The 14,711-nt window shown below is 51.9% G+C and carries 12 protein-coding genes; all 12 read left to right on the plus strand.

What is annotated here, in order from left to right:
* The first annotated feature begins 54 nt into the window (after nucleotides 1-54).
* The 12 genes from ispU (at nucleotide 55) to accA (ending at nucleotide 14,708) form a co-directional block, all read left to right on the plus strand.
* Nucleotides 55-813, plus strand: a complete 759-nt coding sequence (gene ispU / locus On2M_RS04965; protein ID WP_003018543.1) for a (2E,6E)-farnesyl-diphosphate-specific ditrans,polycis-undecaprenyl-diphosphate synthase — start codon at nucleotides 55-57, stop codon at nucleotides 811-813.
* Between the two features lie 12 nt (nucleotides 814-825).
* Nucleotides 826-1,683, plus strand: coding sequence for a phosphatidate cytidylyltransferase (gene cdsA / locus On2M_RS04970; protein WP_151216795.1), 858 nt, complete (start codon nucleotides 826-828; stop codon nucleotides 1,681-1,683).
* Nucleotides 1,684-1,694: 11 nt separating this feature from the next.
* Nucleotides 1,695-3,047 (plus strand): sigma E protease regulator RseP, encoded by a 1,353-nt coding sequence (gene rseP / locus On2M_RS04975; RefSeq protein ID WP_151224585.1) that lies wholly within the window; start codon nucleotides 1,695-1,697, stop codon nucleotides 3,045-3,047.
* 29 nt (nucleotides 3,048-3,076) lie between these two features.
* Complete coding sequence (gene bamA / locus On2M_RS04980; RefSeq protein ID WP_151216797.1) at nucleotides 3,077-5,500, plus strand: outer membrane protein assembly factor BamA; 2,424 nt, start codon at nucleotides 3,077-3,079, stop codon at nucleotides 5,498-5,500.
* Nucleotides 5,501-5,622: 122 nt separating this feature from the next.
* On the plus strand, nucleotides 5,623-6,108 hold the full coding sequence (gene skp / locus On2M_RS04985) for a molecular chaperone Skp (protein ID WP_003018533.1): 486 nt from the start codon (nucleotides 5,623-5,625) through the stop codon (nucleotides 6,106-6,108).
* A 3-nt stretch (nucleotides 6,109-6,111) separates the two neighbouring features.
* Nucleotides 6,112-7,137, plus strand: a complete 1,026-nt coding sequence (gene lpxD / locus On2M_RS04990; RefSeq protein ID WP_151216798.1) for a UDP-3-O-(3-hydroxymyristoyl)glucosamine N-acyltransferase — start codon at nucleotides 6,112-6,114, stop codon at nucleotides 7,135-7,137.
* 103 nt (nucleotides 7,138-7,240) lie between these two features.
* Nucleotides 7,241-7,696, plus strand: coding sequence for a 3-hydroxyacyl-ACP dehydratase FabZ (gene fabZ, locus On2M_RS04995; RefSeq protein WP_003018528.1), 456 nt, complete (start codon nucleotides 7,241-7,243; stop codon nucleotides 7,694-7,696).
* 3 nt (nucleotides 7,697-7,699) lie between these two features.
* Nucleotides 7,700-8,488 carry an acyl-ACP--UDP-N-acetylglucosamine O-acyltransferase gene (gene lpxA / locus On2M_RS05000; protein WP_151216799.1) on the plus strand — a complete coding sequence of 263 codons (789 nt, stop codon included), beginning with the start codon at nucleotides 7,700-7,702 and terminating at the stop codon, nucleotides 8,486-8,488.
* Nucleotides 8,488-9,636: a lipid-A-disaccharide synthase gene (lpxB, locus tag On2M_RS05005; protein WP_210904461.1), complete on the plus strand. Its 1,149-nt coding sequence runs from the start codon at nucleotides 8,488-8,490 to the stop codon at nucleotides 9,634-9,636. Before lpxA ends, lpxB begins: the two co-directional genes overlap by 1 nt.
* A complete protein-coding gene (rnhB, locus tag On2M_RS05010; protein WP_187253757.1) occupies nucleotides 9,633-10,229 on the plus strand; it encodes a ribonuclease HII in 597 nt (198 codons plus the stop codon). The genes lpxB and rnhB overlap by 4 nt, the downstream gene beginning before the upstream one ends.
* Nucleotides 10,230-10,253: 24 nt before the next feature.
* Nucleotides 10,254-13,736: a DNA polymerase III subunit alpha gene (gene dnaE / locus On2M_RS05015; RefSeq protein WP_210904462.1), complete on the plus strand. Its 3,483-nt coding sequence runs from the start codon at nucleotides 10,254-10,256 to the stop codon at nucleotides 13,734-13,736.
* 12 nt (nucleotides 13,737-13,748) lie between these two features.
* Nucleotides 13,749-14,708, plus strand: coding sequence for an acetyl-CoA carboxylase carboxyl transferase subunit alpha (accA, locus tag On2M_RS05020; protein ID WP_061067282.1), 960 nt, complete (start codon nucleotides 13,749-13,751; stop codon nucleotides 14,706-14,708).
* Nucleotides 14,709-14,711 lie beyond the last annotated feature (3 nt).

Consider the following 14,711-nt stretch of genomic DNA (forward strand, 5'->3'; position numbering starts at 1 on the left):
TGGGCTTCAGTATTCCTGAGTACCGTTAATCCTTTCAGGGACTAAAAACGCGTTATGTTGTCTGCAACTAAACCATTAAGCGAAAATTTGCCAGCACATGGTTGTCGCCATGTAGCAATTATCATGGATGGCAATGGCCGCTGGGCGAAAAAGCAAGGGAAGATTCGCGCCTTTGGGCATAAGGCCGGAGCTAAATCCGTCCGCCGGGCTGTCTCTTTTGCTGCCAATAACGGTATTGATGCGTTAACGCTGTATGCCTTTAGCAGTGAGAACTGGAACCGACCTGCGCAGGAAGTGAGCGCGTTAATGGAGCTGTTCGTGTGGGCGCTTGATAGCGAAGTGAAAAACCTGCACCGCCATAACGTACGTCTGCGTATTATCGGGGATATCAGTCGATTTAACTCACGTTTGCAAGAACGGATTCGCAAATCAGAAGCGATTACCGCCCAGAATACCGGGTTGACGCTGAATATTGCAGCGAATTACGGTGGACGGTGGGATATAGTCCAGGGAGTCAGGCAACTGGCACAACAGGTGCAGGATGGTCTGCTGCGACCAGAGCAAATCGATGAAGAGATGCTTGGGCAGCAAATTTGTATGCATGAACTGGCTCCTGTGGATTTAGTGATAAGGACTGGGGGGGAGCATCGAATTAGTAATTTTCTGTTGTGGCAAATTGCCTATGCCGAACTTTACTTTACGGATGTTCTCTGGCCCGATTTCGATGAACAAGACTTTGAAGGTGCGCTGCATGCCTTTGCTAATCGTGAGCGTCGTTTCGGCGGCACCGAGCCCGGTGATGAAAAAGCCTGATGGGGGTCGCTTTTGCTGAAGTATCGCCTGATTTCTGCTTTTGTTTTAATACCCGTTGTCATCGCGGCGTTGTTTTTGCTGCCGCCTGTGGGGTTCGCCATTGTCACGCTGGTTGTCTGTATGCTGGCCGCCTGGGAATGGGGACAGTTAAGCGGTTTTACCACGCGTACACAGCGAGTATGGCTGGCGGTTTTGTGTGGGCTATTGCTGGCACTGATGCTGTTTTTACTGCCAGAATACCATCGCAATATTCATCAGCCTCTGGTTGAAGTCTCGCTGTGGGCGTCGCTGGGCTGGTGGGTCGTGGCGCTGTTGCTGGTACTGTTTTATCCCGGCTCTGCGGCGGTATGGCGTAATTCCAAAACATTACGCATAATTTTCGGCGTGTTGACCATTGTCCCGTTCTTTTGGGGAATGCTGGCGCTACGTGCATGGCACTATGATGAGAATCATTATAGTGGCGCGCTATGGCTGCTGTATGTCATGATCCTCGTCTGGGGAGCTGACTCTGGTGCCTATATGTTTGGTAAGCTGTTTGGCAAACATAAGCTGGCGCCGAAGGTTTCTCCTGGTAAAACCTGGCAGGGTTTTTTTGGCGGACTCGCCACTGCGGCCGTGATCTCATGGGGTTATGGCATGTGGGCGAATCTTGAGGTTGCGCCTGTCACCTTGCTTATTTGCTCCATCGTTGCAGCCCTGGCCTCCGTGCTGGGTGACCTGACCGAGAGTATGTTTAAGCGTGAAGCAGGAATAAAGGACAGTGGTCACTTAATTCCAGGACACGGTGGTATTCTGGATCGCATTGATAGCCTGACGGCTGCGGTACCGGTCTTTGCCTGCCTGTTGTTATTGGTATTCAGGACGCTTTAACGGATGGTCTTATGCTGAGTATTCTCTGGAATCTGGCTGCATTCATTGTTGCACTTGGTGTGCTTATCACCGTGCATGAATTTGGTCATTTCTGGGTTGCGCGGCGCTGCGGAGTTCGCGTCGAACGCTTTTCCATTGGTTTTGGAAAAGCGCTTTGGCGGCGTACCGATAAATCAGGTACGGAATACGTCATCGCCCTGATTCCTCTCGGCGGTTACGTCAAAATGTTGGATGAGCGCGCTGAACCGGTCGCACCGGAGTTGCGCCATTACGCTTTCAACAATAAAACGGTTGGACAACGCGCAGCCATCATCGCCGCAGGTCCGATTGCAAACTTCCTTTTTGCTATTTTCGCTTATTGGCTGGTGTTTATCATCGGTGTTCCTGGCGTTCGCCCGGTTGTTGGTGAAATAACGCCCAACTCGATTGCTGCGCAGGCGCAAATTCAGCCGGGTACGGAACTAAAAGCGGTTGATGGTATCGAAACCCCTGATTGGGATGCCGTAAGATTGCAACTGGTAGCCAAAATTGGCGATCAGCATACGACTCTCAGCGTAGCGCAATTTGGCAGTAACCAGCGTCAGGACAAAACGCTGGATTTACGTCAGTGGGCATTTGAGCCAGACAAGCAGGATCCCGTCTCCAGTTTAGGGATTCGTCCGCGCGGTCCGCAGATTGAACCGGTGCTGTCAGAAGTGCAGGTTAACTCCGCTGCAAGTAAGGCGGGTTTGCAAGCTGGCGACAGGATCGTTAAAGTCAATGGTCAGCCGCTGACACAATGGATGACGTTTGTCACGCAGGTGCGCGATAATCCGGATAAGCCGTTAGCGCTAGATATTGAAAGACAAGGAAGTTCCTTGTCTTTAACGTTAACCCCAGATTCAAAAGAGGTTAACGGGAAGGCAGAGGGTTTTGCGGGCGTGGTGCCTAAAGTTATTCCTCTGCCTGATGAGTATAAGACTGTACGCCAGTATGGGCCATTCAGCGCCATCCTCGAAGCCTCGGATAAAACGTGGCAGTTGATGAAGCTGACGGTCAGTATGCTGGGAAAATTGATTACCGGTGATGTAAAACTGAACAACCTCAGTGGGCCGATTTCTATCGCCCAGGGGGCTGGGATGTCAGCGGAGTTCGGGGTTATTTATTACCTGATGTTCCTTGCGCTTATCAGCGTGAACTTAGGGATAATCAACCTGTTTCCGTTGCCCGTTCTTGACGGGGGGCATCTGCTGTTCCTGGCGATTGAAAAGCTGAAGGGCGGTCCGGTATCCGAGCGGGTTCAAGACTTTAGTTATCGCATTGGCTCTATCTTGCTGGTGTTGTTAATGGGGCTTGCACTTTTCAATGATTTCTCTCGGTTGTAAGAGAGTGTTAGGAAGAACGCATAATAACGATGGCGATGAAAAAGTTGCTCATAGCGTCGCTGCTGTTTAGCAGCGCCACCGTATACGGTGCTGAAGGGTTCGTAGTGAAGGACATTCATTTCGAAGGCCTACAGCGAGTCGCCGTTGGTGCGGCTCTCCTCAGTATGCCGGTGCGCACAGGCGACACGGTTAATGATGAAGACATCAGTAATACCATTCGTGCTCTGTTCGCCACCGGTAACTTTGAGGATGTCCGCGTCCTGCGCGATGGTGATACCCTTCTGGTTCAGGTAAAAGAACGCCCGACGATTGCCAGCATCACTTTCTCCGGTAATAAATCGGTGAAAGATGACATGTTGAAGCAGAATCTCGAGGCGTCTGGCGTGCGTGTTGGCGAGTCTCTGGATCGCACCACGCTTGCTGATATCGAAAAAGGCCTGGAAGATTTCTACTATAGCGTCGGTAAGTACAGCGCCAGTGTGAAAGCAGTGGTTACGCCTTTGCCGCGTAACCGCGTTGACCTCAAACTGGTCTTCCAGGAAGGGGTTTCGGCGAAGATCCAACAGATCAATATCGTCGGCAACCATGCCTTCACAACCGAGGAACTTATTTCTCACTTCCAGTTGCGTGATGAAGTTCCGTGGTGGAACGTGGTGGGCGATCGTAAATACCAGAAACAGAAACTGGCGGGCGACCTTGAAACCCTGCGCAGCTACTATCTGGATCGCGGCTATGCTCGTTTCAACATCGATTCCACCCAGGTCAGCCTGACGCCGGATAAAAAAGGTATCTATATTACCGTTAACATCACTGAAGGCGATCAGTACAAGCTTTCAGGGGTACAGGTGAGCGGTAATCTGGCCGGGCATTCTGCCGAAATTGAGACCCTGACGAAAATCGAACCAGGCGAACTCTATAACGGCACTAAAGTGACCAAAATGGAAGATGATATCAAGAAGCTTCTGGGTCGCTATGGCTATGCCTATCCGCGCGTACAGTCGCAGCCTGAAATCAACGATGCAGACAAAACCGTTAAATTGCGCGTAAACGTGGATGCGGGTAACCGTTTCTATGTGCGTAAGATTCGCTTTGAAGGTAACGACACTTCTAAAGATTCCGTTCTGCGTCGCGAAATGCGTCAGATGGAAGGTGCCTGGTTGGGCAGCGATCTTGTCGATCAGGGTAAAGAGCGTCTGAACCGCCTGGGTTACTTTGAAACCGTCGATACCGATACTCAGCGTATTCCGGGCAGTCCGGATCAGGTTGATGTGGTTTATAAGGTCAAAGAGCGTAACACCGGTAGCTTTAACTTCGGCGTCGGTTACGGTACCGAGAGCGGCGTGAGCTTCCAGGCTGGCGTTCAGCAAGATAACTGGTTAGGTACTGGCTATTCTGTTGGTATCAATGGCACCAAAAACGACTACCAGACCTATACTGAGTTGTCTGTGACTAACCCGTACTTCACCGTTGATGGTGTGAGTCTGGGTGGCCGTGTCTTCTACAATGACTTTGAAGCGAATGATGCGGATCTGTCCGACTATACCAACAAAAGTTATGGTACAGACGTAACGCTTGGCTTCCCGGTAAACGAATACAACACGTTGCGTGCTGGCCTGGGTTATGTACACAACAAACTGTCCAACATGCAGCCGCAGGTTGCGATGGATCGTTATCTTGAGTCAATGGGCGAGACCAATACCAACAGCTTTGCCGCTGATGACTTCACCTTTAACTATGGTTGGACGTACAACAAACTGGACCGTGGGTACTTCCCAACGGACGGTACACGCGTCAACCTGAACGGTAAAGTGACCATTCCGGGTTCTGATAACGAATACTACAAAGTGTCGATGGATACCGCGACCTATGTGCCGATCGATGACGATCACAAGTGGGTGGTTTTAGGACGTACGAAGGTAGGCTATGGTGACGGCATTGGCAGTAAAGAAATGCCGTTCTATGAAAACTTCTATGCAGGTGGTTCCAGCACCGTGCGTGGTTTCCAGTCGAATACCATCGGTCCAAAAGCGGTCTATAAAAACGGTGCCTACGCCAGTGGTTCCGATAATAACGATTACGAAGAGTGTTCCAACGCAGACGGTAAAGACTGTAAATCGGATGATGCAGTGGGCGGTAACGCCATGGCTGTCGCCAGCCTGGAGTTTATTACCCCAACGCCGTTCATTAGTGACAAGTATGCTAACTCGGTCCGTACCTCGTTCTTCTGGGATATGGGTACCGTTTGGGATACTAACTGGCAGGATAGCGCTCAAACAAGAGCTATAGGTGTGCCGGACTACAGTGATCCAAGCAATATCCGTATGTCAGCGGGTATCGCTTTACAATGGATGTCCCCATTGGGGCCGTTGGTTTTCTCCTACGCCCAGCCGTTCAAGAAGTACGATGGAGACAAAGCGGAACAGTTCCAGTTTAACATTGGTAAAACCTGGTAATTGTTCTTCGCAAAGGAATGTAGTGGTAGTGTAGCGATGACTTTAGGCGATCTTGCATGGGATCGCCTGGCCACGCAAAGAACTGTACCCTCGGGTGCAAATGGGATGGTAAGGAGTTAATTGTGAAAAAGTGGTTATTAGCTGCAGGTCTCGGTTTAGCGATGGCAACGTCCGCACAAGCGGCTGACAAAATTGCAATCGTCAACATGGGTAGCCTGTTCCAACAGGTTGCACAGAAGACAGGCGTTTCTGCTACGCTGGAAAACGAGTTTAAAGGCCGTGCCAGCGAACTGCAGCGTATGGAATCCGATCTGCAATCTAAGATGCAGCGTCTGCAATCAATGAAAGCAGGTAGCGATCGTACCAAGCTGGAAAAAGACGTTATGGCTCAGCGTCAGACTTTCTCTCAGAAAGCTCAGGCTTTTGAGCAGGATCGTGCGCGTCGCTCCAACGAAGAACGTGGCAAACTGGTTACTCGTATCCAGACTGCTGTGAAATCTGTTGCCAGCAGCCAGAGCATCGATCTGGTCGTTGACGCAAACACCGTTGCATACAACAGCAGCGATGTAAAAGACATCACCGCTGACGTACTGAAACAGGTTAAATAAGTAATGCCTTCAATTCGACTGGCTGATTTAGCAGAGCAGTTGGATGCAGAATTACACGGTGATGGCGATATCGTCATCACCGGCGTAGCGTCCATGCAATCTGCGCAAACTGGCAATATTACGTTCATGGTGAATCCTAAGTACCGTGAGCACTTAGGCGTATGCCAGGCTTCTGCCGTAGTGATGACGCAGGACGATCTTCCTTTTGCTAAGAGTGCAGCGCTGGTAGTGAAGAATCCCTACCTGACCTATGCTCGCATGGCGCAAATCTTAGATACCACGCCGCAGCCGGCACAAAACATTGCACCGAGTGCAGTAATTGATGCGACGGCGAAGCTGGGTAACAATGTCTCTGTGGGCGCAAATGCGGTCATTGAGTCTGGCGTAGAACTGGGCGATAACGTCGTTATCGGCGCAGGTTGCTTCGTCGGAAAAAATACTAAAATCGGCGCAGGTTCACGCTTGTGGGCGAATGTGACGATTTACCATGACATTCAGATCGGTGAGAATTGCCTGATCCAGTCCAGCACGGTCGTTGGATCTGATGGATTTGGTTACGCGAACGATCGCGGTAACTGGGTGAAGATCCCCCAGCTTGGTCGCGTGATTATTGGCGATCGCGTCGAGATCGGCGCGTGTACCACTATTGACCGTGGTGCTCTGGACGATACTGTGATCGGTAATGGTGTTATCATTGATAACCAGTGCCAGATTGCGCATAACGTTGTGATTGGCGACAATACGGCGGTAGCCGGTGGCGTCATTATGGCGGGTAGCCTGAAGATTGGCCGTTACTGCATGATTGGCGGTGCCAGCGTGATTAATGGGCATATGGAAATATGCGACAAAGTCACGGTGACTGGCATGGGTATGGTGATGCGTCCTATCACTGAACCGGGCGTCTACTCCTCAGGCATTCCGCTGCAACCTAACAAGGTATGGCGTAAAACAGCTGCACTGGTGATGAACATTGATGATATGAGCAAGCGCCTCAAATCGATTGAGCGCAAGGTTAATCAACAAGACTAAAGCACCTTTTTTGCATGTCTGACTTTTCGGCCTGTCCCATTCATACGATTGCGACAGGCCGTGTTATTATTGCCTTTTAGTATATTTTGACAGGAAGAGTATTTTGACTACTAACACTCATACTCTGCATATTGAAGAGATTCTAGAACTTCTGCCGCACCGTTTTCCGTTTTTGCTGGTTGACCGCGTGCTGGATTTTGAAGAAGGTCGTTTTCTGCGCGCAGTGAAAAATGTATCCGTTAACGAGCCTTTCTTCCAGGGCCACTTCCCGGGTAAACCTATTTTTCCAGGCGTACTGATTCTGGAAGCGATGGCGCAGGCCACCGGCATCCTCGCGTTTAAAAGCGTAGGAAAACTGGAACCAGGCGAACTGTACTATTTCGCGGGCATTGACGAAGCACGCTTTAAGCGTCCTGTCGTACCTGGCGATCAGATGATCATGGAAGTGACTTTCGAGAAAACGCGCCGTGGCCTGACCCGTTTTAAAGGGGTTGCGCTGGTCGACGGTAAAGTTGTATGCGAAGCAACGATGATGTGTGCCCGTAGCCGGGAGGCCTGATACGTGATTGATAAATCCGCCTTTATTCACCCGACCGCCATTGTGGAAGAGGGCGCCAGCATTGGCGCTAACGCTCACATTGGCCCATTTTGTATTGTTGGACCCCATGTTGAAATTGGTGAGGGTACCGTACTGAAGTCTCACGTTGTCGTGAATGGCCATACCAAAATTGGTCGCGATAACGAGATCTATCAGTTTGCCTCCATCGGTGAAGTTAACCAGGATCTGAAATATGCTGGCGAACCAACCCGCGTGGAAATTGGCGATCGCAACCGCATCCGCGAAAGCGTCACCATTCATCGTGGCACAGTGCAGGGCGGTGGAGTGACGAAGGTGGGCAGCGATAACTTACTGATGATTAATGCGCACGTTGCGCATGATTGTACGGTAGGCAACCGCTGTATTCTGGCAAATAACGCCACGCTTGCCGGACATGTATCGCTTGATGATTTTGTTATCATCGGCGGCATGACCGCGGTGCATCAGTTCTGCATCATCGGCGCGCATGTGATGGTTGGCGGTTGTTCTGGCGTTGCCCAGGATGTGCCTCCATACGTTATCGCCCAAGGCAACCACGCCACGCCGTTTGGCGTTAACATCGAAGGTCTGAAGCGTCGCGGATTTACCCGCGAAGCGATCACCGCGATTCGTAACGCCTATAAAGCGTTGTACCGTAACGGTAAAACGCTGGAAGAAGCGAAGCCGGAAATCGCGGAACTGGCGCAACAGTACCCCGAAGTCCAGGCTTTCAGCGATTTCTTTGAGCGCTCAACGCGTGGCCTGATTCGTTAATGACTGAACAGCGTCCTTTAACGATAGCCCTCGTCGCCGGAGAAACCTCCGGCGATATTCTTGGTGCAGGGTTAATCCGTGCACTCAAGGCGCGTGTTCCCAATGCGCGTTTTGTTGGCGTGGCGGGCCCGCTGATGCAGGCCGAAGGCTGTGAGGCCTGGTACGAAATGGAAGAGTTGGCGGTAATGGGCATTGTTGAAGTGCTCGGACGCCTGCGCCGCTTACTACATATTCGTGCCGATCTCACTCGCCGTTTCACTGAACTTAAGCCGGATGTTTTCGTCGGCATTGATGCGCCTGACTTCAATATTACCCTCGAAGGCAACCTGAAAAAGCAGGGCATAAAAACCATTCATTATGTCAGTCCTTCTGTATGGGCCTGGCGACAGAAACGTGTTTTCAAAATAGGCAGATCCACCAATATGGTGCTGGCCTTTCTGCCTTTCGAAAAAGCGTTTTATGACAAATTTAACGTTCCGTGCCGCTTTATCGGCCACACCATGGCGGATGCCATGCCGCTGGATCCGGATAAAAACGCGGCACGCGACGTGCTGGGTATTCCCCATGATGCTCACTGTCTGGCTCTATTGCCAGGAAGCCGTGGCGCAGAAGTGGAGATGCTCAGTGCCGATTTTCTGAAAACGGCGCAGCTGTTGCGCCAGCATTATCCGGATCTCGAAGTCGTGGTGCCGTTGGTGAATGCCAAACGTCGCGAGCAGTTTGAGCGTATCAAAGCTGAAGTTGCACCGGATCTTTCCGTACATCTGCTCAATGGGATGGGACGTGAAGCGATGGTGGCCAGCGATGCAGCACTGTTGGCTTCAGGCACGGCAGCGCTGGAATGTATGCTGGCAAAATGCCCGATGGTGGTTGGCTACCGTATGAAACCCTTTACCTTCTGGTTGGCGAAGCGTCTGGTGAAAACGGATTACGTTTCGCTACCTAACCTGCTGGCAGGAAGAGAACTGGTTAAAGAGTTGTTGCAGGAAGAGTGTGAACCGCAGGCGCTGTCGCAAGCGCTGCTGCCGTTGCTGGCGAAGAGTAAAACCAGCCATGCGATCCACGACACATTCCGTGAACTGCACCAGCAGATCCGTTGCAATGCTGATGAGCAGGCGGCGGATGCAGTCCTGGAGTTAGCACAATGATTGAGTTTGTTTATCCACATACGCATTTAGTGGCGGGTGTGGATGAAGTTGGACGTGGTCCTTTGGTCGGCGCGGTTGTTACTGCCGCCGTTATTCTGGATCCGGCTCGTCCTGTTATTGGTCTGAACGACTCAAAAAAACTGTCGGAAAAACGTCGCCTGGCGCTGTTTGATGAGATTAAAGAAAAAGCGTTAAGCTGGAGTCTGGGCCGTGCGGAACCGCATGAAATCGACGAGCTGAATATTTTACATGCCACCATGCTGGCGATGCAGCGTGCGGTTGCGGGTCTGCATATTGCGCCGGAATACGTACTGATTGACGGCAATCGTTGCCCGGCATTACCGATGCCGTCAATGGCGGTGGTCAAAGGTGATAGCCGCGTGGCGGAGATTAGCGCTGCTTCGATACTGGCAAAAGTCACCCGTGACGCTGAAATGGCGGCACTGGATACGGTTTTCCCGCAGTATGGCTTTGCACAGCACAAAGGTTATCCAACTGCTTTTCATCTGGAAAAGTTGGCACTACATGGTGCAACAGAGCACCATCGCCGTAGTTTTGGCCCCGTCAAACGCGCTCTGGGACTCACGTCCTGATTCTTGTGTCGAAGGAATCTGAAGATGTCTGAACCTCGTTTCGTCCACCTGCGGGTGCACAGCGACTACTCCATGATCGATGGGCTGGCGAAAACCGGGCCGCTGGTAAAAAAGGCGGCCGCGTTAGGCATGCCTGCGCTGGCGATCACCGATTTTACCAACCTGTGTGGTCTGGTGAAGTTTTACGGAGCGGGTCACGGTGCGGGTATCAAGCCGATTGTTGGTGCAGATTTTCATGTCCGCAGTGAGCTATTGGGTGATGAACTCACGCAACTCACCGTGCTGGCCGCTAACAATACCGGCTATCAGAATCTGACGTTGTTGATATCAAAAGCCTATCAGCGCGGTTATGGCGCAGAAGGGCCGGTCATCGACAGGGACTGGCTGGTCGAGCTAAAAGAAGGTTTGATTTTGCTCTCCGGCGGCCGTATGGGCGACGTCGGGCGCAGCCTGCTGCGCGGCAATAGCGCACTGGTTGATGAGTGCGTGGCGTTTTATGAAGAACATTTTCCTGATTGCTATTTTTTAGAACTGATTCGCACCGGCAGGCAGGATGAAGAAAATTATCTGCATGCTGCGGTAGAACTGGCTGAAACGCGTGGTCTTCCGGTGGTGGCGACCAACGATGTTCGCTTCCTTGAAACCGGTGATTTTGACGCGCATGAAATCCGCGTGGCAATCCACGACGGGTTTACCCTTGATGATCCAAAACGACCGCGTAATTATTCGCCGCAGCAGTACATGCGCAGCGAAGATGAGATGTGCGATCTATTCTCCGATATCCCGGAGGCGCTGCAAAACACTGTTGAGATAGCCAAGCGCTGTAACGTGACGGTGCGTCTGGGTGAGTATTTCCTGCCACAGTTCCCGACTGGTGATATGACCACCGAGGATTTCCTTGTGGCAAAATCACGCGAAGGTCTGGAAGAGCGTCTGGCGTTTTTATTCCCGGATCCTGAAGTTCGCGCGCAGAAGCGACCGCCTTATGACGAACGTCTGGAAGTTGAACTTAAAGTTATCAACCAGATGGGCTTCCCGGGTTACTTCCTGATCGTTATGGAGTTTATCCAGTGGTCGAAAGATAACGGCGTACCGGTAGGCCCGGGACGTGGTTCTGGTGCTGGTTCGCTGGTCGCCTACGCGCTGAAAATTACCGACCTTGATCCGCTGGAATTTGACCTGCTGTTCGAACGTTTCCTTAACCCGGAACGTGTTTCAATGCCCGATTTTGACGTTGATTTCTGTATGGAAAAACGTGACCAGGTCATTGAACACGTGGCGGAAATGTACGGTCGTGATGCGGTTTCGCAGATTATTACCTTCGGTACGATGGCGGCAAAAGCGGTTATCCGTGACGTGGGCCGCGTACTGGGTCACCCGTATGGCTTCGTTGACCGTATTTCGAAACTGGTGCCGCCCGACCCGGGCATGACGCTGGCCAAAGCCTTTGAAGCTGAACCTCAACTGCCGGAAATCTATGAGGCAGATGAAGAGGTTAGAGCGCTGATCGATATGGCGCGCAAGCTGGAAGGCGTCACGCGTAACGCTGGTAAGCACGCCGGTGGCGTGGTTATAGCACCGACCAAAATTACTGATTTTGCGCCGCTGTACTGTGATGAGCAAGGGCTGCACCCGGTCACCCAGTTTGATAAAAACGACGTGGAATACGCCGGCCTCGTGAAGTTCGACTTCCTCGGTCTGCGTACGCTCACTATCATCAACTGGGCGTTGGAAATGATCAACGCGCGCCGTGAAAAGAACGGTGAACCGCCGTTGGATATCGCCGCTATCCCGCTGGATGACAAAAAAAGCTTCGACATGCTGCAACGTTCGGAGACCACGGCGGTGTTCCAGCTTGAATCCCGCGGCATGAAAGATCTGATCAAACGTCTGCAGCCTGACTGCTTCGAAGATATGATCGCACTGGTGGCTCTGTTCCGACCTGGTCCGCTACAGTCGGGGATGGTAGATAACTTTATCGACCGTAAGCATGGTCGTGAAGAGATTTCCTACCCGGACGTACAATGGCAGCATGAGTGTCTGAAACCGGTACTGGAGCCGACCTACGGCATTATCCTGTATCAGGAACAGGTTATGCAGATTGCCCAGGAGCTGTCCGGATACACCCTTGGCGGCGCGGATATGCTGCGTCGTGCGATGGGTAAGAAAAAACCGGAAGAGATGGCTAAGCAGCGCGGTACCTTTGAAGAAGGGGCGAAAAAGCGCGGCGTCGACGGCGAACTGGCGATGAAAATCTTTGACCTGGTGGAGAAATTCGCCGGTTACGGATTTAACAAATCGCACTCCGCAGCCTATGCGCTGGTCTCCTACCAGACGCTGTGGCTGAAGGCGCATTACCCTGCCGAATTTATGGCGGCGGTAATGACCGCCGATATGGATAACACCGAGAAAGTCGTCGGACTGGTGGATGAATGCTGGCGCATGGGGCTCAAAATCCTGCCACCGGACATCAACTCCGGGCTTTATCATTTTCACGTGAATGATGATGGCGAGATTGTCTACGGCATCGGCGCGATAAAAGGCGTGGGTGAAGGGCCAATTGAGGCTATTATTGAGGCGCGAAATGAAGGCGGTTACTTCCGCGAACTATTTGATCTTTGTGCGCGTACGGATATCAAAAAACTTAACCGCCGGGTGCTGGAAAAGTTAATCATGTCCGGGGCGTTTGACCGCCTTGGTCCGCATCGTGCGGCGTTGATGAACTCACTCAGCGATGCCCTAAAAGCCGCCGATCAGCATGCGAAAGCCGAGGCAATTGGTCAGGCGGATATGTTTGGCGTACTGGCGGAAGAGCCGGAACAAATTGAACAGTCTTATGCCAACTGTACACCGTGGCCGGAGCAGGTGGTATTAGACGGTGAGCGTGAAACGTTAGGACTTTATCTGACGGGACACCCCATCAATCAGTATTTAAAAGAAATTGAGCGCTATGTTGGAGGCCACAGGCTGAAAGACATGCATCCGACAGAACGTGGTAAAGTCACCACGGCTGCGGGGCTCGTCATTGCTGCGCGGGTAATGGTCACCAAGCGCGGCAATCGTATCGGCATCTGTACACTGGATGACCGTTCCGGGCGTCTGGAAGTGATGTTATTTACCGATGCTCTGGATAAATACCAGCAATTGCTGGAAAAAGACCGCATACTTATCGTCAGCGGACAGGTCAGCTTTGATGACTTCAGCGGCGGGCTTAAAATGATGGCCCGTGAAGTCATGGATATTGACGAAGCCCGGGAAAAATATGCTCGCGGGCTTGCTATCTCGCTGACGGACAGGCAAATTGATGACCAGCTTTTAAACCGACTCCGTCAGTCTCTGGAACCCCACCGCTCTGGGACAATTCCAGTACATCTCTACTATCAGAGGGCGGATGCGCGTGCGCGATTGCGTTTTGGCGCAACGTGGCGTGTCTCTCCGAGCGATCGTTTGCTAAACGATCTCCGTGGCCTTATTGGTTCGGAGCAGGTGGAACTGGAGTTTGACTAATACAGGAATACTATGAGTCTGAATTTCCTTGATTTTGAACAGCCGATTGCAGAGCTGGAAGCAAAAATCGATTCTCTGACTGCGGTTAGCCGTCAGGATGAGAAACTGGATATTAACATCGATGAAGAAGTGCATCGTCTGCGTGAAAAAAGCGTAGAACTGACGCGTAAAATCTTCGCCGATCTTGGCGCATGGCAGGTAGCCCAACTGGCGCGCCATCCACAGCGTCCGTACACCCTGGATTATGTCCGCCTGGCATTTGATGAATTTGATGAGCTGGCGGGCGATCGTGCCTATGCGGATGATAAAGCAATTGTCGGCGGCATCGCGCGTCTGGATGGCCGTCCGGTGATGATCATTGGTCATCAGAAAGGCCGTGAGACCAAAGAAAAAATCCGTCGTAATTTTGGCATGCCAGCGCCGGAAGGCTATCGCAAAGCGCTGCGTCTGATGGAAATGGCTGAACGTTTCAATATGCCGATCATTACCTTCATCGACACCCCTGGGGCATACCCGGGCGTAGGCGCGGAAGAACGTGGTCAGTCTGAAGCGATTGCGCGCAACCTGCGTGAAATGTCGCGTCTGAGCGTGCCGGTTATCTGTACCGTTATCGGTGAAGGTGGCTCCGGCGGTGCACTGGCGATCGGCGTGGGCGATAAAGTGAATATGCTGCAGTACAGCACCTATTCCGTTATCTCCCCGGAAGGCTGCGCATCCATTCTGTGGAAAAGCGCCGACAAAGCGCCGCTGGCCGCAGAAGCGATGGGCATCATCGCCCCTCGTTTGAAAGAGCTGAAGTTGATTGACTCTATCATCCCGGAACCGCTGGGCGGCGCCCATCGTAACCCGGAAGTGATGGCGGCGTCCCTGAAAGCACAGCTGCTGGCCGATCTCGCCGATCTCGACGTGTTAAGCAAAGAAGATTTGAAAAACCGTCGTTACCAGCGTCTGATGAGCTATGGTTACGCGTAAACT

The sequence above is a fragment of the Citrobacter sp. On2M genome (genome assembly GCF_018035235.1).
Classification (GTDB): Bacteria; Pseudomonadota; Gammaproteobacteria; order Enterobacterales; family Enterobacteriaceae; genus Citrobacter; species Citrobacter meridianamericanus.